Source organism: Bifidobacterium sp. JNUCC 75, from assembly GCF_054819865.1.
Genome location: NZ_JBTHIF010000001.1, coordinates 438,889 through 461,385 on the forward strand (window position 1 = coordinate 438,889; position 22,497 = coordinate 461,385).

The following is a 22,497-nucleotide window of genomic DNA, read 5'->3' on the forward strand; positions in this document are numbered from 1 at the left end:
AGAGGAGCCCATCATGGCGGACAAGGTACTGGTCATCGGGTCGGGAGCCAGGGAGCACGTCATCGCCACCACCCTGCTGGCTGGGCCAGGAGTGGATCGGGTCTGGTGTGCCCCGGGCAACCCGGGCATGGAGCCGGACGGCATCAGCCTGCTGCAAGAGGATTCCTCGCAGCCTGAAAAACTGATCGCCGCAATACGCGAACTGGGAATCGACTGGGTCTTCGTCGGACCCGAGGCTCCTTTGACGGCTGGGTTGGTCGACGAACTGCAAGCTGCCGGCATCCCTGCCTTTGGACCCACCAAGGCTGCGGCCCGCATCGAGGGATCCAAGGGCTTTGCCAAGGACTTGATGCGCAGGCATGGGATCCCCACCGCCGACTATGCGGTCTTCCATGACCTGGAAACAGCCAAGGCCTATGTGCGCTCGCACGGCGCACCGGTGGTCATCAAAGCTGACGGGCTGGCAGCCGGCAAGGGAGTGACGGTGGCCGCCGACCTTGACCAGGCCATGCAGGCCCTGGATGCCATCTTCATCGATCATAAGTTCGGACAGGCCGGAGCCCAGGTGGTCATCGAGGATCAGCTGGTGGGCCAGGAGTGCTCGCTCATGTGCTTCGTCCGGGGCGAGCGGTTCTGGCCCATGCCACTGTCACAAGACCACAAGCCCGCCTATGACGGGGATCGGGGCCCCAACACCGGCGGCATGGGAGCCTACTCCCCTCTGCCCCAGTTCGGACCGGAACTGACCCAAAAGGCTTTGGATGCCATCGTCGCCCCCACCGTCCGTGCCCTGGCCCAGGAAGGCAGTCCTTTCACCGGGGTTCTCTACACGGGATTGATGGTCACCGACCAGGGCCCTCAGGTCATCGAATTCAACGCACGACTGGGAGACCCGGAAACCGAGGTAGTCCTGCCTGCCCTGACCAGCGATTTGGGCACGGCCATCCGCACGCTGATGGAGGGCGGAGAGCCTCAATTCACCTGGGACAGCTCCCACAGCCGCCTGGGTGTGGTCCTGGCAGCCCAGGGCTATCCCGGCAATCCCAAGACCGGGGTTCCTGTGCCTGTGATCGCTCCGGAACCTGACCTCAGAGCCTACTACGCCGGAGTGTCCGGCTCAGCTTCAACTGGTCTGACATCCTCTTCGGGAAGGACCGCCCTGGTTGTTGCCCAAGGCGACGACCTGGCCCAGGCAGCCCGCCGAGTCTATGACCGTCTGGACGGCTTGTCGATGCCTGGGCTCTTCTACCGGCACGACATCGGCCACCACGGTCTGGAAGCCTAATTGGCCGAGCTGACTGCGCTCTCCCTGTCCTTGTCTTGGTTTTGCTCCTCCTGGCGGGCTTGCTCCTTGGCCTTCTGCCGGGCGGCATCCGAACGGCGGGTGGGCGTGGTGGTGAAGCCGGTTCCCTGCAGGTAGTGCTTGCCTGCCATGATGTCGTACTGGATCAGCTTGTAGTCATTCAGAAGCTGCCGGGTGGCCCGGTCGAAGTCACGGGCGTTCATGGGCTGGCCCTGGGCATCCAGATAGTTGGTCTGCCCTGCCGGGATCCTGTTCCAGTCCTGGATCTGGTTGGCCACCGGAGGCTCGATGGCGCTGATCTTTTCGTGCAGCTCGGTCAGGAAGGCTGTGAAGGGCGAGACCTTGGCACCCATGTGCTCGGCCGCCTGGGCCTGGAAGAAGTTGGGCGAGGAGTAGGCGCTGTTGCTGACCTGTGCTCCCGAGGAATCCGAGGCCTTATTGGACCAGATGAAGTAGTCGGTCAGATGCAGGGCCAGGGAGTTGTGCTCGTCCCAGCTGGCCGTGCCATAGATGCCGGGCAAATGATCCCCGTAGAAGATCACAGTGACCGGCTTGCTCTGGGAGTCCAGGCTGTTCAGGAAATCTGCCGTGGCCTGATCGGTCAGACTGACCCCCTTGGCGTAGGTGCGGATGGATTGCATCTCATCGTCACCTAGAGGCCTGTTGGGGTCGGAGGAATTGACCGAGAAGTTGTTGTCGTCATACCAGTCGTTGTAGGGCATATGGTTCTGCATGGTGATGACCTCGACGAACTGGTTGCCCTTGTCGTCACCCATCTGCTCCAGAGCGGAATCATAGGCAGAGCGATCCCCCACATACTGGCTGCGGTCGATGCGGTCCTGGTGGGCTATCTGGTCAGGGCCAGTCAGTGAGTAGAAGTGCGAGAAGCCGAACTTCTTGTAGTTTTCGGCCCTGGAATACATGGAGGACTCATAGGGATGGAAGGCCAGAGACTTGGATGGAGATCCCCAGGCCTGGTTGACCGTGGGTATCCAACTCAAGTGAGGGATGACCTGCTGATAGGGAGAGGTCAGCGAGGGATCGAAGTTGGCCATGGACAAGCCAGTCATGGCCTGGAACTCCAGATTGGCCGTGCCGCCGCCGTAGCCGGAGGAGAGCATGAGCCCGCTGGTGGTTCCCTCCTTGATGGATCTGATGTGGGGCATGGGGTCCTGGTTGAGTGCGACGCCTGGCACCCGCGTGGGATCCGAGAACGACTCAGAGAGGATGTAGACCAAACTCGACTCATTCATATAGGACTTGCGGTCACGGTTGATGCGGTCCGCAGAACGCTGGTAGCGGTGGGCCAGAGACTGCATGGTGGCACGGCTGTATCCGGCGGGCTGGTCCATGACCTTTGGTCGCAGCTGCCGAGAGAAGGACACGAAGACCCCGTTGCGCTGGGCATCATAGACCGAGTCCCACATGGAGGGTATGTCGCCCATGTACTGCGAGAAGCGATAGGCGGGGCTGCCATAGGTGCCCACAGTGGACATGAACAGTGCCACCACCAGGGCCGGGACCAGGACCCCTACCGTACGCAGTCCCGCGCCCAGGGGCTTGTTGCCAGTGGCAACTGGACGGCCGCGACGGGCATCCATCCGTGTCACCAACCAGCAGAGCACTCCGAGAATAACCAGAGCCACGATTCCCAACCCGATCATGAGCAGGGACCGGACCGGCAGGAAGGAGACCAGGTTGGCCGCATCGGCATGGAGGAAATCCAAATCCGAGGGTAGGACGGCTTCATACCGTGCACGCACCTTGAAACGTTCGATGACTGCAATGACCGCGCAGATGGCCAGAATCAGCCCTGATGCCGCCCAGAATCGATTGGTCAGGTAGGCCAGAGCCAGATAGACCAGGCCCACAGCCAGCATGTTGAGCACCAGGACGAACCGGCGCTGGGTCCACATGGCCGAGATGAAGCCCCAGAAGCCGATCAGCGGGTTGGAAAGCTCTACGCGGGAGCTGTTCAGGGAGACCCCCCACTGCAGGATGCCCACAGACAGGAAGTTGATCAGGATGAAGGCGAGCAGGTAGACCCACCCACGCACCCGAAGACGTCCGGTCATGTTCTGCATCCGGGATGTCCACCGGCCGGGCTGACGCTTACGATCCTTCACCGCTTACTCCTGACTTTGGCGACTGGGCCCAAAGGCCTTTACCGATACCTGTGCCATTGTTCCCATCAAGGACGACAAGCCCCGTGAAAACACCCCTTAGCGAACATGAAGAGAGGACGGGCCCATCAGGCCTTGGTGCCCGGCACCCGCTTGACCAGGGCGCTGATCCAATCCTCCAGGTTCCGGTACTTATCGGGGCGCTGCTCGCTGACTTCGAACACCGGCACATGGGCTTTACGGGCCTCAATGGCCAGATCCTTGGATGTTCGGTTGACTTCCTGGGTGTTGAGCACCAACATGTCCAACTGCCCGGAGGTCAGCAGATGGCGAAAGGCCACCAAGTCCTCGGGCGAGGGCTCGCTTTCGTTGGCGGCCGCCCGCAGGTACCCCTCTGGGGTCAGATCCTCCATGCCCAGATCATGACAGAGATAGTAGGCAGCCGATTCCGTGGCCGCATAGTGCCGGCCTTGGGTCTGCTTGCGCGCTTTGGCAATCAGATCGTCCAGCCGGGCCTGTCGACCCTGCCAGTCCTGGTAGGCCTTGTCAAAGTCGGTCCCGCGACCTGGGCGCAGCTGCCGGTAGGCCTCATGCACAGCCTTGGCAGCCGCTCTCCTGCTCTGGGAGGAAAACCAGAGATGGGGATTGTCTCCGGCCTTGTGCCCTGATGCCTTGGATATGTCCACCAGCCGGGCCTGCCCGGTTTCAGCGGCCTTGGCTGCCCAGTCGTCAATTCCGGCCCCGTTGACTATGACCAGATCTGCGCGGCTGATCCGGGCGATGTCTGCCGTTGTCGGCTCATAGTCATGGGCATCAGTGGAGGTGTTGCTCAGAATAGTATCCACCCGAGCCTGGTCGCCTCCCAGGTCCACGGCCAGGGACTGCCACTGATTGATGCTGGTCACCACTTGCAGAGTGCTGGACTTTGCAGCTGACGAGGATGATTCACTCTTCCCGCAGCCAGTCAGACATGTCAGCAGGGTCAGTCCTGCCAGCAGGGCTGCGACCAAGGTTCGGGTCCGACGGAAGCGTGTACTGCTGGAGTGCATGGATGGGGATTCCTTCCTGGCGGCGGCGCTATATGGGCCTGTTGCCGTACCTGCCGAACGTTACTGAGATTGATTATCAATAAATCTACCATAGACGAACCCGTGACCGGGATCCGGGGATTCGGGCCTGTCAAGAATGAATGCCTGCCTAAATAGTCTCCGTGAGCCCGAACATTCCCTATACTGAACTGCGGATGTATTTTCCTTGGAAGGAATGGCATGGGTGCATGGCTGGCAAAGGTCCATCTGACCCAGGGATGGCTGCCTGCGTCACTGTTTGCATTGACGGCCTTGGCCCTGATCGTGCTGACGCTGACCGGACTGACACACGGACGCTGGCGGACCCTGCTGCGGCAGGCGGCCATTGCCCTGGGCATAGGAGCCTTGGGACTGTTGGCCACCTGGCTGGTCTCCGATGTCTTCATGCTCTTCGGTGTCTCCCTGGGTTGGATGGTTATCATCAGCGTGGCCTTAGGCTTTCTTGCCGTGGGGTTCGCCGTCTGCATCCTGATCACCGCCCGGGGGTGGCGCCGGATCCTGGCCGCACTGACCGTCCTGCTTTGTCTGCTTTCCACCGGGCTTCGCGTGGATATCATCTACGGCGAATTCACCACCTTGGGGTCCCTGTTCAGCGTCTCCCTCTACCCTGATTACCGAGACCACAAGGCAGCCAGACCGGCCATGAGCGTGGCCCAGTGGCGATCCCTGGCATCTAAGGGCGAACTGCCCTCGTATCCGAGTGCCGGCCGCTCCTATAGCATGCTCATCCCCAACGGGCGCTCCCGGTTCGCGGCCCGGCCAGCTGATGTCTACCTGCCGCCCGCCGCCTTGAGCGACAGACCGCCTGCACTGCCTGTATTCGTTCTTCTGGCCGGCCAGCCCGGCAGCCCCGACCGGCTCTTCACGGCTGGAGCCATTCCGGCCATGATGGATGCCTATGCTGCCCGGCACGAGGGCCTGGCGCCAGTGGTGGTCTCCCCCGACCAGAACGGGTCCTCCTCCCACAACAGCCTGTGCGTGGACTCCCCGGTCTACGGGAAGGCGGAAACCTATTTAAGTAAGGACGTGCCCACCTGGATCCGCACAGAGCTGCCCGTCGCCGACCAGTCCCAACAGTGGGCTATAGGCGGATTCTCCCAGGGCGGGACCTGCTCTACCCAGCTTGGGGCACGGCATCCCGACATCTACGGGAACATGCTCCCAGCCGACGGAGAGCTGGAACCGACGCAGGGTCGGCAAGAGCAGATGATCCGCGACTACTTCGGCGGCGACAAAAGACGCTTCCTGGCCCAGGTCCCAGCCAGGGCCATGCTGGAGCGGGCACCCTCGCACCAGCGCCTGTTCACCGCAGCCGGATCCAACGATAAGGAGTCCCAGCACAATATGATGGTCATTGCCAAGGCCGCCACCCAGGCAGGCATGAAGGTGCAGGCCGTCGTCACCCAGGGCTCGGGCCATGACTGGCACACAGTCAAGACCGCCTGGGAACCCGGGCTGGAGTGGATGGGCGAAGCCATGGGACTAGGGCCAATGTCCCGGCCGCTTGCAGATTTTCCGAACATTATCGAAACCAGCATCCACTGAACCGCCGACAGGCCAAAGCGTTCAAGCAGATAAGCAGAAAGAGCCGCCGTAATCATGGAGACAACGAATAAGGGATCCGGACTGATGGAGCCTTCGGCCAAGACCGTACTTTTGCGGGACCTGACCCGATGGATCAGACGTCACGCCTTTGCGCTGGCTTTCAGCCTCGGACTGGTCCTGCTCAACCTGATCAGCTGGCTGCTAATCTGGCTGTTGCGCATCCCCGGCAGGACACGGCTGGGCCTGCCCTTGTCCGACCTGATCATTCACCAGGCGCCACATCCCGTTCATGGCCAGGGGCGTCCCTCGCTCCTGGTCCAGTTCGCACGGCTGCTGGTATCCCTGGTCATCACCCCCGGTCCTCTGCAACTGGTCATAGATGTGGCCCTGGTCCTGGTTATGCTATGCATCGCCGAGACCCGACTGGGTCGCAGGCGCACCGTGCTCGCCTCAGTCATCAGCGCTGTAGGCGGCGCGGCTATCGGGCTGGTCATCTGCACCCTGATCAATGCCCTTCAGGACCATTGGGCCTGGTTCATCCGGGTGCCCATGACACTCAGCCCCATCATCCTGGTGGTCGGATCCCTGATGGCATCCATCCCCTTCAGCGACTTCCTCTGGCGGCGCAGGATCGCCACCATAGGCTACACGGCCTTGATCCTGATGGTTTTATATACCGGCAACCCCGGCTACTACTGCGCCCTGGCGGCAGCGCTCATCGGCCACCTGACCGGCCACCTCTGGCACGGACCGGTCAAGGACGCCAATCCGCATGGCCATAGCGGCTCATACGAGACCCGCCACCTGCTGGGAGCCGTCTCCACGGTTCTGGCTCTTGGCCCACTGGTCACCGTCTCCTCCAAAATCCGTGCAGGATTCTTCACCCCGCTGGGTATGTTCCTGGGTTCGGACCCTGGCGGCAGCGCCGCCCTGTCCCGCTGCCTGGCCAAGAACAACCAGGCCAGCTGCTATGCACAGTATGGCTTGGTCGCCGGTCGAGCACCCACCAGCGTCTCGTCCTTGATCATGCCCACCCTGGTCCTGCTGGTGGTGGCCTGGGGCATCTACCATGGCCGCCGGGTTGCCGCTGTCACCAGTCTGGTCCTGAACGGCCTGACCATCGTCCTGGCTGTGCTCTACTACCTGGTTTTCCCGCTGACCATCGGCGACGGCCTGCCCCAGGCCATCCGTCACGGTGCTATTCCCTCTCTGCTGATCATCACTCTTCCTCCGCTGATTCTCAACTGTTTCTTGGCGCGCAACCTGCGCATCTTCCTGGTACGGACCAAGGCCTCACGCCTACAGGCAGGCTGGGCAGCCATCGGTCTGGCCTTTCTGGCCACAGCCGTGGGCTATCTGGCCTTCACCGCAGTCAGTCCCGGCTCCTTCCATCCCTGGCCCACCACCAGCAGAGCGCTCTCCCAACTGCCCGAGCTTTACCTGCCCAATGGTGTGGCCTCGCGCTTCCGGCCGGCTCTGGCACCACGTACTCCGACGGGGATAATCGTTAGCCACGGAGTCGGGCTGATCTTCTGGCTGGTGGTCCTGGTAGTCCTGCTCTCCTGGATGCGCAGCTCGGTCATCCAGAACGGCAGCGAACGCCAGGAGGCCGATCGACTGGTCGAGTACGGAGGTGAGAGCATGTCCTTCATGACCACTTGGGAGGGCAACAGCTACTGGTTCTCCCAGAGCGGCCGTTCAGCCATTGCCTACCGGCTCCTGCACAGCATAGCCCTGACCACCACTGGTCCCTTCGGCGATCCTGAGGAGTATGCGGATGATCTGGACGAATTCACCCGTTTCTGCAACGCCCATTCCTGGTCACCGGTCTTCTACAGCGTCCACAAGCCCCAGCGTGATCTGCTGGCAGCCAGGGGCTGGTCCACCCTGACAGTCGGCTCGGAGATGGTGGTCACCCCCAGCCTTTGGCAGACCAAGGGCAAGAAATGGCAGGACATTCGCACAGCCATCAACAAGGCCAAGCGCGACAAGATCACCGACGTGCTGACCACATTCAACGACGCCTCCTGGGACGTCCAGTCACAGATTGTGGACATCTCGGAGCAGTGGGCTGAGCTCAAGGCGCTTCCCGAGATGAAGTTCACCCTGGGTGGCCTGGATGAGCTGAGGGACCCGCGCATGGCCATCCTCTACGCCGTGGACGACCAGGGCAAGGTGCTGGCCGTGACCAGCTGGATGCCCACCTACCGCCAGGGCCAGGTGATCGGCTGGACCCTGGACTTCATGAGGCACAGGACCGACAGCCCCAATGGAATCATGGAGTTCCTGATCGCACGGATGGCTGAACGGCTACGCGACCAGGGCACGGCGGAATTCATGAGCCTGTCGGCCGCTCCCCTGGCCGGCATGGACAGCAGCGAAGATCAGACCGCCTTCCTGCAACATGCCCTGCATATGGTGGCAGACCTGATGGAACCGGCCTATGGCTTCCGTTCGCTCTTCTTCTTCAAGAAGAAGTTCCAGCCCAGCGAGCACCCGGTCTATATCTGCTATCCCGACCCGGCTCAGCTGGCCCAGATCGGACTGGCTGTAGTCCAGGCCTACCTGCCCAATCTCAAGGCTTCGCAGGCCTGGGATGCCATCAAGACCATCATGCCCAAGGGCCGGGAGGATCACTGACGTCCGCCTGCCCAGAGTGGCCCTGACAGCTGCTGCACAGGCCGTAGACCTCCAAGGTGTGCGAGGAGACCGTAAAGCCATGCTCAGCTGCCACGGCCTTCAGCCAACCATCGTCCGGCGGGCTGATCTCCACGGTCCTGCCGCAGCGTTCACAAACCAGATGGTGATGGTGTTTCCGTTGGGCCAAACAGACCCGGTAAAGGCGAATGCCCCCATGCTCAATGCAGTCCAGGCTGCCGGACATATGCAGAGAGCCCAGCTGCCGATAAACAGTGGCCAAGCCGATTCGCTGGCCCGAATCGCGAAGAAGCCTGTGCAGCTCCTTGGCTGAGACGAAGTCGTTCTGGGACTGAAGAATTCTCCAGATAGCATTCTTCTGCCGCGTCCGGCGGCCGACGGATGAGCCAGCGTTCATGATTAGACACACTCCTTGGGCTCCACCAAGCCTACATCCGGATTGCCGGGACAGATGTGAGGATTCGGTTCAGTCCAGGTCGGACCAGCAGCCTGTGGCCTCCAGATCCTTGACCGTCTTCTCCAGATCGTCGGTCAGCACCGTCAGATGCCCCATCTTGCGGTCGGTGCGCACTTCGGCCTTGCCATAATCATGCAGGTACCATTCGGGGTGCTTCCCCAACAGCTTTCTGACCGGGGCCACATGCTGGCCCAGAACGTTGACCATGACCGCCGGACTGAGCAGACGAGGATTGGGCAGGGGCCACCCGGCGATGCCCCGGACGTGGGCATCGAACTGGTCCATGGAGCAGGCCTCAATGGTGTAATGACCGGAGTTATGGGGGCGCGGGGCCAACTCGTTGACTACCAGACCGCCATCGGGCATGACAAAAAGCTCAAGGGCCAAGGTGCCGGCCAGCTTGAAGCCGTCAGCCAAAGTCAGAGCCATGTCACGCGCGCGGTCGGCCATTTCAGGCTCGACCTGTGCCGGTGCCAGAGTCATGTGCAGGATGTTGTGGCGGTGCTCGTTGCGCACCATGGGGAAGGTGACATAGTCCTTCCCGTTGCCTGAGACCAGTATGGAAGCCTCGAAGGCGAAGTCCACGAACCCCTCCAGCACGGAGGGCGGGAAGTCCCGGCCCTTCATCCGCGCCTGCAAGGCCTGAAGATCCTCCTTGGTGCGCAGGACCGCCTGGCCGTGGCCGTCATAGCCACCGGTTCGCGTCTTGAGCACAGCGGGCATTCCCAACTCCTCCAAGGCTGAATCCAGCTGGTCAAGACTGTCAACCTGCCTCCAGGGGGCGGTATCAATGCCATGGCGGTTTATGAAGGTCTTCTCGTGAACCCGGTCCTGGGTGATCCTGAGCAAATCAGTCCCCTGAGGGATGGCCACACGATCCCTCACCTGGTCCAGCGCATCGGCATCCACATTCTCGAACTCGTAGGTGAGCACATCGCTGCGTTCGGCAAGCCTCTTGAGAGCATCCAGGTCGCCATAGTCGGCTGTCTCCTGGAAGTCAGCCACCTGAGCCGCAGGAGCATCAGGCGTGGGATCCAACACACCGATGCGGAATCCGTGGTAGCGGGCGCTCAGGGCCATCATCCGCCCCAGCTGGCCGCCGCCCACGATCCCGATGACGGACCCCGGCTCCAGGTGATCAATCCTCCCCTTCGTCTCTTCAGACAAGCTGGGCATTGGACGCCTCCACGGATCGGGCCAGCTCGGCACGGTAGTCATCCAGGGCCTGGGCCAGTCTTGAATCATTAATGGAGAGAATTGAAGCCGCCAGCAGGCCGGCATTGGTAGCCCCGGATGCCCCTATGGCCGTGGTCGCCACAGGAATTCCGGCAGGCATCTGCACGATGGACAGGAGTGAATCAACCCCGCTCAGTGCATGGGACTTCACTGGCACCCCGATGACCGGCAATGTGGTCTGGGCCGCCACCATACCAGGCAGATGGGCTGCTCCTCCGGCCCCGGCGATGATGACCCCTATGCCCTGGCTCCGGGCCTGATGCGCGAACTCCGCCATGCGCCCAGGTGTGCGATGGGCGGAGATTACCTCCTTGGTGTAGACGATAGCGAACCGGTCCAGCATCCGGCAGGCTTCCTTCATTGTCTCCCAGTCGCTCGATGATCCCATGATCACTGCGACGCGTGCCCCTTCATGTGTATTGTCAGCCATCGGCCCTCCAATGTTCATGCATATTTGATACTACGCAAGGCAGGGGAGAAGCCAGCCAATCGTGACGGTCCTATGGATGTAAAGGCCGGGCCTGGTGAACATCGTGTTCTCAGCGTCTCTAAACCGCCGCTCCAGACCTAGAATCATTGGATTGCATGACAGAAACAGACAGGAGGGTTATGGGCAAGCTTCTGGACAGCATCGACTCCCCAAAGGATCTGAAGGTTCTCTCCTTGGAAGAGCTGAATCGACTGGCCGACGAGATCCGTCAGCTGCTGATCCGCTTCTGTCGACGTCACGGCGGTCACCTGGGCTCCAACCTGGCCACCATCGAGCCCATCATCGCTTTGCACTACGTCTTTGATATGCCTCATGATCATCTGATCTTCGATGTCTCTCACCAGGCCTATACCCACAAGATCCTGACCGGTCGGCGCCAGGCCTACACGGACCCTGAGTCTCAGGAGGATTTGTCCGGATTCACCTCGCCCAAGGAGAGCCCCTACGACGACTTCATGCTGGGGCACACAGGCACCTCGATCGGCCTGGCCTGTGGGATGGCCGCCCAGCGGGATGCGACCGGCGGCAAGGCCAACATCATCGCCTTCATCGGGGATGGCTCCCTGAGCAGCGGGCCGGCCTTCGAAGGGCTGGACTGGGCTGCTGAACAGGGCGGCAACCTGATTATCGTGGTCAATGACAACGAAATGTCCATCGCCGAGAACCACGGAGGACTCTACAAGAGTCTGGCGGCCCTCCGTGCCAGTGGGGGACGTAGCCCAGACAATCCCTTCCGTGCCCTTGGACTGGACTATAGCTACGTGGAGGAGGGCAACCGGATCGAGGATCTGATCAAGGCTTTCCATCAGGTCAAGGACACCGATCATCCGGTGGTGGTTCATATCCACACCCGTAAGGGCCTGGGGCTGGGCCAGGGTAGCCATGGACGGATCGGGTCGGCGTCGATGGCCCAGAGCGATAGGAACCCAGCTCATATGACTTCCCTGCCCGATTTGCCCGCCGAAGGCCCGGTGGAGGCCAACCACTGGCAGGACGGCTTGGACTCCTTGGACCGCCTGCCCAATTCACGAAAGACTTACGGAAGAATGGCCATGCAGGCTTTGGAGTCCAGGTTCCCACAAGAGCCAGGCCTAACGGTCATCTCCCCTGCCACGCCGCTGTCCAATGGCATCGATCCTGACTTCCGCCAGCGGGCTGGAAACCACTACCGGGACGTGGGCATCGCCGAATCCCACGCGATAGCCTATGCTGCGGGCATCGCCAAGGCCGGAGGCACTCCCGTTGTCGCCACCTCGGCCACCTTCTTCCAGAGGGCCTACGACCAGATCGAGCAGGAGATGGCCTTGAACGGCAGCGCTGTGACCCTGCTGGTCTTTTCCACAGGCGTTGCCAAAACCGATGCCACGCATTCAGGCACGGCCGACATGGTTATGATGCGGGGCATCCCCGGACTGACCTGCCTGGCTCCGACCAGCGGGGCCGAGTTTCTGGACATGCTGGCCTGGGCCACTGGCCCGGCTCGGCAGCCGGTGGTAATCAGGGTGCCCGGCGAGCGCACACTGGCTACAGAACGGGCCGGGAAGCCGACAACGCCGGCTCCAGATCCCTCGAAGACCGATACTGAATGCGGGTCGGACCCTGCTCCCTGGGATCGCTATCGCATCCTGCAAGAGGGTAAGACCGTAGCCGTGCTGGCTCTCGGCGATGCGCTGCCACTAGGCCGCGACCTTGCAGATTCCTTGGAAAAGTCCATGGGGCTAAAGCCCACACTGGTGGACCCACATCGCTATGACCGCTTGGATGAACAGACCCTAAATGCACTGGCCAGCACCCACTCCCTGGTGGCCACCATCGAGGACGGTCAGCTGGACGGCGGCTGGGGACAGGCAGTGGCTGCATATTACGGACCTGCTCACATTCGCACCCTGGCCTTCGGAGCGGCCAAGGAGTTCAACGACAGGGTTCCCCAAGCCACCCTGATGGAAAGGTATGGCATAACCGTTCCTGCTATGGCTCAGGCCATCTCGGATGCCCTCGCCGACCAGGCTTCATAGATTTGACCCGCCGGTGGACCAAAGCGGGTACAATGAAAGGGTTTGGCCCCGTAGCTCAGCTGGATAGAGCAACTGACTTCTAATCTGTAGGTCGAGAGTTCGAATCTCTCCGGGGTCACCACTAGTCCTCCCTGCTTCAACCCAAGGAGCAAGGGTTCTTCGTATTCTTGTCCATCTTGCCATAGCAGCATGTGCTGCCCATGTATGGCTCGCGACGATCGCAGTTGCAGAAACAATATGGACAAGAAAGACAGCCATGAACAATCGGCATCAACCAATAGATCAGCAACCAAGCGACAATCAAGACCAAGCTCAGGCGAGCCAGAATTACTCCGACTATACGGGATAGGGCCAAGAGCCTTCCAGTCAAAGCTACGAGACTGCTTCCCCGCAGGGGAATCATTCAACAGCTGCCAACGGGTACCCGAATGCGGATCAATCTTGGCTGGCTTCGAGCACTCAGTGAGGACCGCAAAATTCCTACGGGCAAACCGCATATACACCTCAACCCAACGGCACCAACGGACCGACCCAAATTCAGCCTTGGCAACTTCAGACCCAGCATGTCAGCGGACCGGGCATGTCGAACAAGCTGAAGGTCAAAGCAGCCATCTTGGCTTTCTTCTTGGGCGGCTTCGGCATGCACAACTTACCAGATGGACGGCAAGGGCCTCCAGCTGCTGGATTGATCGCTCGGACCCAGTCCACAACTTTCTTATCCGCCTGCGATTCCATGGATGCTTTTGCGTCTCAACCTTCCTGCTTGGAGACGGCAGACAATCAGAAAGGCACAGCACAGGCGACCAGGCAGGAACTATCTCTCCAAGTAGTCAAGGATCGGATCAGTTCCGAAACTTGGCAACCATCTGGCTAAAAGCAATGCACGTCGCTTGATCGCTTCACGACACCCGCAGGATGCCGTGGGCACCCTTTTCGGCCAGACTCATGATGTGGTTGACTATGGAATAGTCGCCAGGCTGATCGACCTTGAGCTCTACGAAGCCGCCTTGGGCCGGCAGCAAGGGCAGAACCTGCGCTCCGGCTGGTGAGGTAGCGGCGGAATTCGCTCCTGAACCTCCGCCTATCAGATAGCGGCCTTCGGTCCAGACCGTATCGAACTGGGTTCCCACGATATGGAAGGACAGCGGCTGGTTGGGGCCGGTATCCAGAACCCAGATGCGGACCCTTTGCCCCTTCTCCAGCTTGAGAGGGTGTGCATCATATTGAAAGGCTCGTCCGTTGAAGGTCATGATATCCGGGGTCATGGCCGCCACTTTTTCAGCATCAGCAGTCCCTCCATTGGGCCCCAGATAAATCTCGGACTGGACCAGAACATATTCCGCAGCCACTGGTGGCAGGGTGCCATCATCCACGACCACAGCCCCGTACATGCCGTTGGCTATATGGTTTGACATGGGGTCGCTGCTGCAGTGGTACATCCATATGCCGGCCCGATCAGCAGTAAAGGTGTACAGGAGCTCCTTGCCAGGTTCTATGTTGCGCATCATGGTCTGGGGAACAGCCGGGCCTGCATGAAAGTCAATGGAATGGCTCATGCTTCCTTTGTTTCTGATGGTTACTTCAAAGGTGTCTCCCACCCGGCCTCTGAGCACCGGACCCTGAGCCAAGGGCCTCGATCCCTTATCCCGCGGATCGTCCGCGTCATCGAAGCTCCAAACCGTGCGCTCAAGCCCTGCTGCCACCTGCTCCTTACGTTCCTTGACATCCAAAGTGTATTTTCTTGTTCCAGCCCTCCCCTGGTCATCCAAGGGTGGAAGAGTGGCCTTGGCAGGTTCGCTCTTCTCAGCCTGCGCCTTGAGTTTGGCTGCTGAAAAGGCCTGGTTGATGGTCATCTTCCGAGCGGAGGACTGCATTTGCTCGGTAGCTGTTCCACCTTTGGTCTTGACCTTGAGCTCCATACCCATCTGACGGTGTCCTGCCAGTGAGCACCATCCTAATGTGTCGCCGCCCAGGACTCCCACATCGACCGAGATGCTCTGGCCTACAGGCACGGATCCTGTGCTCTTGCCATTGGCGAAAACCAAGTCGTGCCGCTGATCTCCGGTGTTCTGAAAATCTACAACCAGCCGGTCGCCTGCATCGATGGCGATGGTATCCGGCACAAAGGCCATCCCCTTTACCCTGATTGAAGCTCTGCTGGTGTGACCCGTCGGCTGGACACTCTTTGACGATGCCTCCTGGACGCCTCCAGTATTGGGCGCAGCCCCAATCGAAACAGCCAACGTCGGTCGCAGGACCATCAAAACCACGGCGGCCACCAGGACCAGCACAGTAACCGATGTGGCAACCAGATCCGTCCTCAGGGCCAAGGTCCCAACAAGTTCGGTATGCGAGTCCTTGGGCTGGCGACGACGGTAGCGTTTGGAAGCCAGGACCTGCTTGCCGCGAGCAGCCAGGTAAACCACGGTCAGCATCATGGAAAGGATTCCCAAGACATTCAGCAGGTTCCCCGCCTTCCACAAGGGCGTGTAGAGCCGGATGGCTCCAAGGAGCCTGATTAGCAAGCCAACCTGCATGAGCGCCCAAGCACCCCAGAGGAGGGGATGAAAAGGCAGAGGCCTGCGAATGACCGAGGGGACGATCATGCAGACATGGGCGATGACCATGGTCATGATGAATCCCACAGCCAGCGCATGCAGTGCCATATCGCCCCAGTAGGTGCTGGAATCCAAGGGTGCCACCATCCAGATGAGGGCAGCCAGAAGCCCCCAGGCGTAGGCCGACAGCATGCAGGTGCCCATGAATCCTGGCAGACCGCCGTGACGGAAGGTGCCCTTGGCTACGTCGTGACTGGCCATAACCAGGAGGAGCAGACCCAGGGACAATCCCAGAAGCGGATAACCGACCGAAGGTGCCATGGCTTGAACAGGCAACATCAGGACGGTCAGGAGGCTCAGACCCAGAATTCCCGATTCGAGGCGGACATCCGAGAAGACCGCCCTGGCCAGCTCCACCCGCTCCCCGACGATGGTCAGAATCAGGAAAAAGAGCCAGGTTGGAGCCAGAACCGAGGCATCCAATCCTGCAACCCATCCAAAAGCTCCGACCAGGCCAACCAGGGATCCGAGGACCTGTATGAGCACCTCTGCAGAAGGTTGCCGCCGCCAGATAGCCAGATACATGGCTGTCAGAACAAACATGGACAAAGTCCACGGAATACCGCCAAAAAGCTCCACTCTGACCCATGCCGGGGCAGCAGCGGGGCTTGAAACCATCAGCGAAAGCAGGCAGAGCAGGGACCCCAGCAAGCCCAAGGCGGGAGCAAGAAATCCCCAGGAGGGTTTTTTGGATCCGCCACTGCGATAAGCCACTGCCCTCTCAAGACCGATGGCAGCGCCCAAAAACCCATAGACCATGAGCCCACCATGCAGATCAGCTAAGGGCACCCTGTCTGAAGGGTGGATCAGATCCGCGCGAATCAGTGCCGCAACAAGACCAAGCAGTGCAGCCAGACCTGCGCCTATGAGCAGGGCCATCCTGGACCTGGGTAAGGCTGTTTTGCCTCCGGACTTGCGCATCTTCTGGTCGCTCTGCATGGATCTGTCCGCCTTGCCCTGGGTTGATAATTGATTTGATAGTTATACAATTTAATCGATGAGTCAGGAAATTCAAGCCCGCAAGCGACGGGACCAAACCCCCTCCAGGCGAAGAAGCGGGGAAGAGATTCGCTCCGCAATCTTGGATTACCTGCATACGTCAGCCGAACGGACCGGTACAGGTCTAACCGCCCAGCAAATCGGAGCAGCCTTCGGCATCCATCCGACGACTGCTCGTTTCCATCTTGAGCATCTAGTCAAACAGGGCGAGGCAGTCCGCCAAACAAGAGACGGTGATGGTCAATCAGTCGGTCGAGGCAGACCGGCTGTCATCTACTCTCCCACATCCATGAACCACGCCAGGGAGGATATGATCTCCTCGCTTTGCACTGCTCTCGAGACTGCCTGCCCCGATACTCGGAGCAGGAATGCGGCTGCTCTGAAAGCAGGTCTGGCCTGGGGTCGGACCCTGGCCCAGCAGAGGCGGGAGCATACAGAAAAGAGTGCGCCGTCGAGCATGACTCAGACGCTGTTGGATGTACTGAATACCTTGGGTTTTGCACCGGTGAGGACAGGGTCGGATTCAGCAAGTCTGTATCTGACCTCATGCCCCTTCCTGGACAGCGTCAGCAGCCATCCAATTATCTGCACAATCCATCGGGGCATGGTCCAGGGATTCGTGGAGAGCAGCAACAGCGCGACCAGGGACAGAAAGGCCCGTGTACTGCTGAAACCTCTGACCTCACCAAAAGGATGCTTCCTGAAAGTATCGAAAGCGGACAACCAATCAAGAAAGAGAGTCAAGCAATGACCTACGTAATCGCCCAGCCTTGTGTGGACGTCAAGGACAAGGCCTGCGTGGACGAGTGCCCGGTGGACTGCATCTACGAGGGCCCCAGGAACCTGTACATCAACCCCAATGAATGCATCGATTGTGGTGCCTGCGAGCCTGTCTGCCCTGTAGAGGCAATCTTCTACGAGGAGGACCTGCCGGAGGAATGGACCTGGTTCAAGGATGCCTCCGAAGACTTCTTTGCCCAGGTCGGTGATGCCGGCGGCGCCCAGGCCCAGGGTCCCTACGATCACGACCATCCACAGGTCGCCGCCCTGCCCCACCAGGACAATTTCGTCTGCATTCAGCCAGAATCACGCGGTCAGCGCGCGGTCTGGGTCCGCAAGGACCAAACGGAATGAAGGCTGGTTCAAGCCGGGATGATCACCTGGTCTTCCCTGACTTTTTGGGCCGCCCTGTAGAGGAGGCAGCCCGGATGCTTCTGGGTTGCCTGATCATCCGGGACTATGAGTCGGAGGGGAAACAGGCCTGGGTTCGGATCGTGGAAACCGAAGCCTACGATCAAAACGATCCGGCCAGCCATGCCTACCATGGACGATCGGCCCGCAACGATGCCCTTTTCGGTCCCAGCGGACACATGTATGTCTACTTCACTTATGGAATGCACTACTGCATGAACATCTCCTGCCAGGAGGACGGATTCGGTGCCGGCGTGCTGATTCGAGCCTGCCAGCCAGTGCAGGGTCTGGACCTTCTGCGCAGCCACAGGCACGGCCATCACCCGGACCGGGAACTGACCAACGGTCCCGCCAAGCTCTGTCAGGCCTTGGACATCGACAAGCGCAACTACGGCCATGACCTCAGAAAACCGCCCATCCGCCTGGCAGCCGCCAGTCTGGACCGGGACGAGACCATCACGGCAACCCCCCGAATTGGCATATCCCACGCCAAGGAGACCCTACGGAGGTTCATCATCACCGGCAACCCCTACCTGTCGCGATGATTAGGCGAAGAACCGGCGCTCCTGGCTTGTACAGCTTAGGGGTGACTTATTGCTCAATGAAGCGGGATTCGACACAGCTCTGGAAGCGAACAAGCGAGAGAATGACAGCGGCCAGCAGAGCAATGATCAGCATGCCTATGAAACTCCCAGTTACCGGATTCAGTCCAAACGCTGATGAGAAAGCCTTGAAAGCCCAGGTGGATGCCGTAAAACCAAGGCTGGTGGTGGCCGAGAAGACCCCCATGACCAAGGGATAGAGTCTGTGCGGAGTCAGGTTGGACAGGAGGAAGGGGCAGGTGGCCATATTGATGGCACTGCCCGAACCAACCAAGAAGGCCGATAAGCAGACCAGCGTGAAGGAGCGGGTGGTCAGGAAGAGCAGGGCGCCCAAGGCCATCAAAAGGAAGGCGACCGGAATCGTCCATTGCCGGCAGACCCGCTTGATGCCGTTGATACTAAGCCCGATCACGACCGAGGAACCCGTGTTGAACATCAAGGCCACCCCGGCTGCACTGGTGCCGCCCAAACCGTACTTGGCTATGTAGACTGCGAGCTTGTTGTACAGGACCGCGACCAGGAAAATGCTCAGAAAACCGATGAGAATGCAGGAAATGGTAGCCCACCAGCATTGTCTGCCCTTCTGCAAGGGGGAGACTTGAGACTCTGTGGCCTTTTCCGACTCCTCCTCGACGGCACCGACTCCGGGGACCATGAAGATAACCAAGACCAGGGCAGGCAAGGCCAGGAAATAAAGCCAATAGTTGTGCAGCCACCCTCCCCTGGCCAGGACACCGCCCAGGGCAAGGACCAGCATGGAAGAGCCATCCTGAACAGCCAGGACCAACCCCATCAGCGCCGCCAACTGCTTCCCGCGGAAGAACCTGGCCGACAGGCTGGGGAGAACTGTAGTGGCGATTCCCACGCCGAATCCGACAACCAAGGCAAACAAGAGCAGCTGGCTTACACTGCTATGCACCAAAAGGGGCATCAAGCCGCCCAGGGCGACACACAGACAACTGATGCAGGCAGCGGTTCTGAAACTCATTCTAGTCAAGAGCTGACCGAATAAAAGGGCGGAAACTATGGCCGCCGAAGAGCCAATGGAGACCACCGATTCAACGGTGGAAGGATCAGAGCGAGGAAAGGATGCCTGAATGGCCGCCACGGAAGGAGAGATGATGGAGTCAAACCGCGACATGATAGCCAAGGCCATGATTCCGGCCAGAATCCCAAGGTTCCGTCTGGTCAATATCCCTGTGTCCTTGGACTTAGACGCGCACGGCTCCGGTTCCACCGTTGCTGCCTCCCTCTCAATGTCAGCGGCACCATTCCTGGTTGATGGTGGGTAGTCTACTCCAGCAGCAGGGCCATGCCAACCAACACGACGAGGAAGAGCAGATTAAAAGCAGTATAGATTTTCAGGTACTCACCTTTCTTGCTCGGATACTGCTTGACTACAGCCTTGTAGGAGATCAGCGACGCCATTGAAGCGACCAGGGTTCCGAGCCCGCCCAGGTTGGTGCCCAGAATAATTGAGCGCCAGGCTGTCGAAAAACCTGAGACCAGGAGTGCTGTGGGCACATTGCTGATGACCTGGCTGCACAGGACCGAGGTAATCAAAGGGTGGATATTGACCAGGCCGCTGACCAGGTTATAAAACTGGGGAATCCTCCTGGCATTGCCTATGAAAATGAAGAAAGCCACGAAGGTCAGCAGCAGACCCCAGTCCACATGCAGAAAGACCCGCCTGTCGCAGATCAGAAAGGTCACAACCACCACCAGGACCATGGTCCACTGGGGAATCAGCTTGGCCACACCAAGCAGGCAGACAAGAAAGAGAAGAAGGTAAATGGCGATGCGCCATCCGCTGGACTGCTGCATCTCCTTGACCTGAGGCTGTATCCCCTCTTCCCGGGGCGCTAGAATGCTGTGACGAATCTCTTGTGCATCCATGCCCTCGAACTTGTCCAAATGCTGATTCCTGAAGGCGAACCAGCAGCACAGGAAGAGCATCAGGGCCGCCACCAGAGCGTAAGGCGCCATAAGGAGGAGGAACTCCCCAGTAGGCATCTCGGAGCGGGCCTTGAGGTATAAGTTGTGAGCATTGCCAATCGGCGTCAGCATGCTGCCCACGTTGGCACCCAGGGTCATCAGGGTGACGATCAGCAGAGCATGGCTTTCCAGACCGGCCATGATGAGCACAGCGATGGCGAAGGGCACGAAAGTAACCAGGGCTACATCGTTCGTGATGAACATACTGGAGAAGAAAGGCAGGGAAACCAGGACCAAGGCCAGGCCCCGCACCGAGCGGACGCGACTCAGCAGGCCGGCACCAATGGCATGGAAGACCCCGATCCGCTGAAATCCGCAGACCACCATCATCAGGGAACCCAGCTGGGTAAGGGTATTGACGTGGATGTAGCCCAGATACTGTCGGTCGGGAGGAATGAGAATGCAGGATACGAGAGCGATGACTGCCGCGACGACCAGGACGGTCTCGTTTTTCAGCAGTCCGATCACCCGATGTTGCATGGTCACCTCCGGCGAACGAATTCCCCACTTAGTTTACGCGCCCGCCCATGGCTTACAGGGCCTCTGTTGACGCTATTTTCCGCTCCTGAACCCGGGGTCGGAACACTCGGCGCTACTGACGGCTAGTCTGTCTGGCCCCGACTTTTGACCCTTGTCGGATAGTCACAGAGTCGGATGCCCACTAAACATGAATAGGGGTCCTGCGGATAGGTTGCATTCGCAGGACCCCCGTCAGATGGCAATATTACTTGTCATCCATTCGTTCCGGATCGGGAATCAGGTAGGACAGGATCAGGGCAATCAGCACCAGCACTCCGCCTCCGATCATGGCGGCAACATATCCAGCGCGGGCTCCCCCGGATGCCGCCAGGCCGCTCATGAATGCGTAGAGGACCGCATAGCTCAGGCCTGAGCCTAGGTTGAAGGCTCCGGCGTTGAGTCCCGGCAGGTACCCGGTATTGTCCGCAGGAGACAGGACCACGCCCAGCCCGTTGAGCATGATGTTGGCCGTCCCCGCGTAGGAGACACCCAGGATCAGGGAGAGGAGCACCAGACTCCAGATGCTGGGAACCAGACAGACGTAGATGCCGAAGACCAGTCCCAGCACGCTGACTAGCTGACCGGCTCTCAGGACCTTGATGTAGCCAAAGCGTGAGGCCAGCATCCCGGCAACCGGACCAAAGACCAGACCGACCAAGGCATAGGGGGTCAGCGTCGCAAAGGAGACGATGCTGGCCTTCAAGCCGACACCTACCTCGCCATCCTGGGCAAGGGCCGGAACGATCCCGTTCATGATGGCGAAGACACCGACCATGGTGGTGAGAGTCGTCAGCAGAAGTCCCCAGGTGCGGCGTTGTCTGAGATAGGTGGTGGTGACCATGGGTGCTGACGTTGTGCTTTCAACTTTCCAGAAGATCGCGAAGAAGACCGCGGCCACCAGGATCTCGACAACCACCAGTAGCCAGCGCGCCTGGGCAAGCTTCTCGACCTCATTGATAGCCAGGTATGCGGCCAGGAAGGCGATGCAGAGGAAGACCACACCTGCCCAGTCCATGCGGGGGCGATCGTCTGCATAGCTCTCGCGGGCGAAGAGGGCCACCAGGAGTACGGCGATCACAGCAATGGCCACCATGAACCAGAAGACCGAGCGGAAACCGAAAGTGCCAGCCAGCCAACCGCCTAAGATGGCATCCACGCCGCCGATGCCGCCGTTGACCGCCGTCAAAACGGCCATGAGCCTGGCGTATCGGGCCTCATCAGTTACCTCGGCATGCAGCATGATCAGGGTCATAGGCACGACCGGACCGGCCACCCCCTGAATGACACGACCAATCATGAGCACCGTCACATTCGGTGCCAGAGCGGAAACCACGCATCCCAGCGCCGTCAGGCTCAGCATGCCCAGCAGCACCTTCTTGCGGCCGGCAAGATCGCCCAGCCGAGGCAGGAAAAGGGAGAAGACCGCGCAGGAGGTGAAGAACACCGTCTGGGTCAGTCCGATGCTGGAGCTACTGGCGTTGAGCTCGTTCCCCATGGTCGTCAGAGCCGGCGAGAGCATGGAGGCGTTGAGCTGGAAGGCGAAGACGGCGGCCATCAGGGCGGTCATCAAGGCGACGATGGAAGAGCCTGAACCGCCAGCGGTTGTGGTGGTGGGATTGTCAGTCTTGGGTGCGGCCGTGTTCGAAGTCTTCATTGAT

At 60.1% G+C, this 22,497-nt stretch carries 16 protein-coding genes and 1 tRNA gene; 8 read left to right on the top strand and 9 right to left on the bottom strand.

The annotated features are described in order from the left end of the window. Positions 1 to 13: 13 nt before the first annotated feature. On the top strand, positions 14 to 1,285 hold the full coding sequence (gene purD / locus ACVWNW_RS01825) for a phosphoribosylamine--glycine ligase (RefSeq protein WP_454482691.1): 1,272 nt from the start codon (positions 14 to 16) through the stop codon (positions 1,283 to 1,285). Here purD and ACVWNW_RS01830 read toward each other — a convergent pair. Then, positions 1,282 to 3,378 (bottom strand): sulfatase-like hydrolase/transferase, encoded by a 2,097-nt coding sequence (locus tag ACVWNW_RS01830; protein WP_461196308.1) that lies wholly within the window; start codon positions 3,376 to 3,378, stop codon positions 1,282 to 1,284. The two genes, purD and ACVWNW_RS01830, sit on opposite strands and share 4 nt — an antisense overlap. 176 nt (positions 3,379 to 3,554) lie before the next feature. Continuing rightward, positions 3,555 to 4,475: a metal ABC transporter solute-binding protein, Zn/Mn family gene (locus tag ACVWNW_RS01835; RefSeq protein ID WP_454482695.1), complete on the bottom strand. Its 921-nt coding sequence runs from the start codon at positions 4,473 to 4,475 to the stop codon at positions 3,555 to 3,557. A gap of 219 nt (positions 4,476 to 4,694) precedes the next feature. Between ACVWNW_RS01835 and ACVWNW_RS01840 the strand changes: the two genes are divergently transcribed. Together ACVWNW_RS01840 and ACVWNW_RS01845 are read left to right on the top strand one after the other, a co-directional pair. Continuing rightward, the gene (locus tag ACVWNW_RS01840; RefSeq protein ID WP_454482697.1) at positions 4,695 to 6,059 is read left to right on the top strand and encodes an alpha/beta hydrolase; all 1,365 of its coding nucleotides are present in this window, start codon (positions 4,695 to 4,697) and stop codon (positions 6,057 to 6,059) included. Between the two features lie 54 nt (positions 6,060 to 6,113). Then, positions 6,114 to 8,699, top strand: a complete 2,586-nt coding sequence (locus tag ACVWNW_RS01845; protein ID WP_454482699.1) for a bifunctional lysylphosphatidylglycerol flippase/synthetase MprF — start codon at positions 6,114 to 6,116, stop codon at positions 8,697 to 8,699. Here ACVWNW_RS01845 and ACVWNW_RS01850 read toward each other — a convergent pair. From ACVWNW_RS01850 to purE, 3 genes are all read right to left on the bottom strand, one after another. Continuing rightward, positions 8,671 to 9,114 (bottom strand): Fur family transcriptional regulator, encoded by a 444-nt coding sequence (locus ACVWNW_RS01850; protein ID WP_046323168.1) that lies wholly within the window; start codon positions 9,112 to 9,114, stop codon positions 8,671 to 8,673. The two genes, ACVWNW_RS01845 and ACVWNW_RS01850, sit on opposite strands and share 29 nt — an antisense overlap. A 69-nt stretch (positions 9,115 to 9,183) precedes the next feature. Then, complete coding sequence (gene purK, locus ACVWNW_RS01855; RefSeq protein ID WP_454482701.1) at positions 9,184 to 10,350, bottom strand: 5-(carboxyamino)imidazole ribonucleotide synthase; 1,167 nt, start codon at positions 10,348 to 10,350, stop codon at positions 9,184 to 9,186. Beyond that, positions 10,334 to 10,840 carry a 5-(carboxyamino)imidazole ribonucleotide mutase gene (gene purE, locus ACVWNW_RS01860; protein ID WP_454482703.1) on the bottom strand — a complete coding sequence of 169 codons (507 nt, stop codon included), beginning with the start codon at positions 10,838 to 10,840 and terminating at the stop codon, positions 10,334 to 10,336. Before purE ends, purK begins: the two co-directional genes overlap by 17 nt. Before the next feature lie 179 nt (positions 10,841 to 11,019). On the opposite strand from purE, the gene ACVWNW_RS01865 reads away from it, so the two are divergent. Next, positions 11,020 to 12,915, top strand: a complete 1,896-nt coding sequence (locus ACVWNW_RS01865; protein WP_454482705.1) for a 1-deoxy-D-xylulose-5-phosphate synthase — start codon at positions 11,020 to 11,022, stop codon at positions 12,913 to 12,915. Positions 12,916 to 12,959: 44 nt separating this feature from the next. Beyond that, positions 12,960 to 13,036, top strand: a tRNA-Arg gene (locus ACVWNW_RS01870). A gap of 778 nt (positions 13,037 to 13,814) precedes the next feature. On the opposite strand, the gene ACVWNW_RS01875 is transcribed toward ACVWNW_RS01870, so the two are convergent. Beyond that, a complete protein-coding gene (locus ACVWNW_RS01875; protein WP_454482707.1) occupies positions 13,815 to 16,472 on the bottom strand; it encodes a multicopper oxidase domain-containing protein in 2,658 nt (885 codons plus the stop codon). A 58-nt stretch (positions 16,473 to 16,530) separates the two neighbouring features. On the opposite strand from ACVWNW_RS01875, the gene ACVWNW_RS01880 reads away from it, so the two are divergent. From ACVWNW_RS01880 to ACVWNW_RS01890, 3 genes are read left to right on the top strand one after another with little or no spacing between them, the layout of a single operon-like run. Next, the gene (locus tag ACVWNW_RS01880; protein ID WP_454482709.1) at positions 16,531 to 17,283 is read left to right on the top strand and encodes a helix-turn-helix transcriptional regulator; all 753 of its coding nucleotides are present in this window, start codon (positions 16,531 to 16,533) and stop codon (positions 17,281 to 17,283) included. Continuing rightward, complete coding sequence (fdxA, locus tag ACVWNW_RS01885; RefSeq protein WP_029678651.1) at positions 17,280 to 17,666, top strand: ferredoxin; 387 nt, start codon at positions 17,280 to 17,282, stop codon at positions 17,664 to 17,666. Before ACVWNW_RS01880 ends, fdxA begins: the two co-directional genes overlap by 4 nt. Then, positions 17,663 to 18,268, top strand: a complete 606-nt coding sequence (locus tag ACVWNW_RS01890; RefSeq protein ID WP_454482711.1) for a DNA-3-methyladenine glycosylase — start codon at positions 17,663 to 17,665, stop codon at positions 18,266 to 18,268. The genes fdxA and ACVWNW_RS01890 overlap by 4 nt, the downstream gene beginning before the upstream one ends. Before the next feature lie 46 nt (positions 18,269 to 18,314). On the opposite strand, the gene ACVWNW_RS01895 is transcribed toward ACVWNW_RS01890, so the two are convergent. The 3 genes from ACVWNW_RS01895 to uriT all read right to left on the bottom strand — a co-directional run bounded on the left by ACVWNW_RS01895 (position 18,315) and on the right by uriT (position 22,493). Further along, positions 18,315 to 19,562, bottom strand: coding sequence for an MFS transporter (locus tag ACVWNW_RS01895; RefSeq protein WP_461196309.1), 1,248 nt, complete (start codon positions 19,560 to 19,562; stop codon positions 18,315 to 18,317). Between the two features lie 56 nt (positions 19,563 to 19,618). Then, positions 19,619 to 20,800: an SLC13 family permease gene (locus ACVWNW_RS01900; RefSeq protein ID WP_313841129.1), complete on the bottom strand. Its 1,182-nt coding sequence runs from the start codon at positions 20,798 to 20,800 to the stop codon at positions 19,619 to 19,621. A 244-nt stretch (positions 20,801 to 21,044) separates the two neighbouring features. Further along, positions 21,045 to 22,493: a uridine transporter UriT gene (gene uriT / locus ACVWNW_RS01905; protein ID WP_461196310.1), complete on the bottom strand. Its 1,449-nt coding sequence runs from the start codon at positions 22,491 to 22,493 to the stop codon at positions 21,045 to 21,047. Positions 22,494 to 22,497 lie beyond the last annotated feature (4 nt).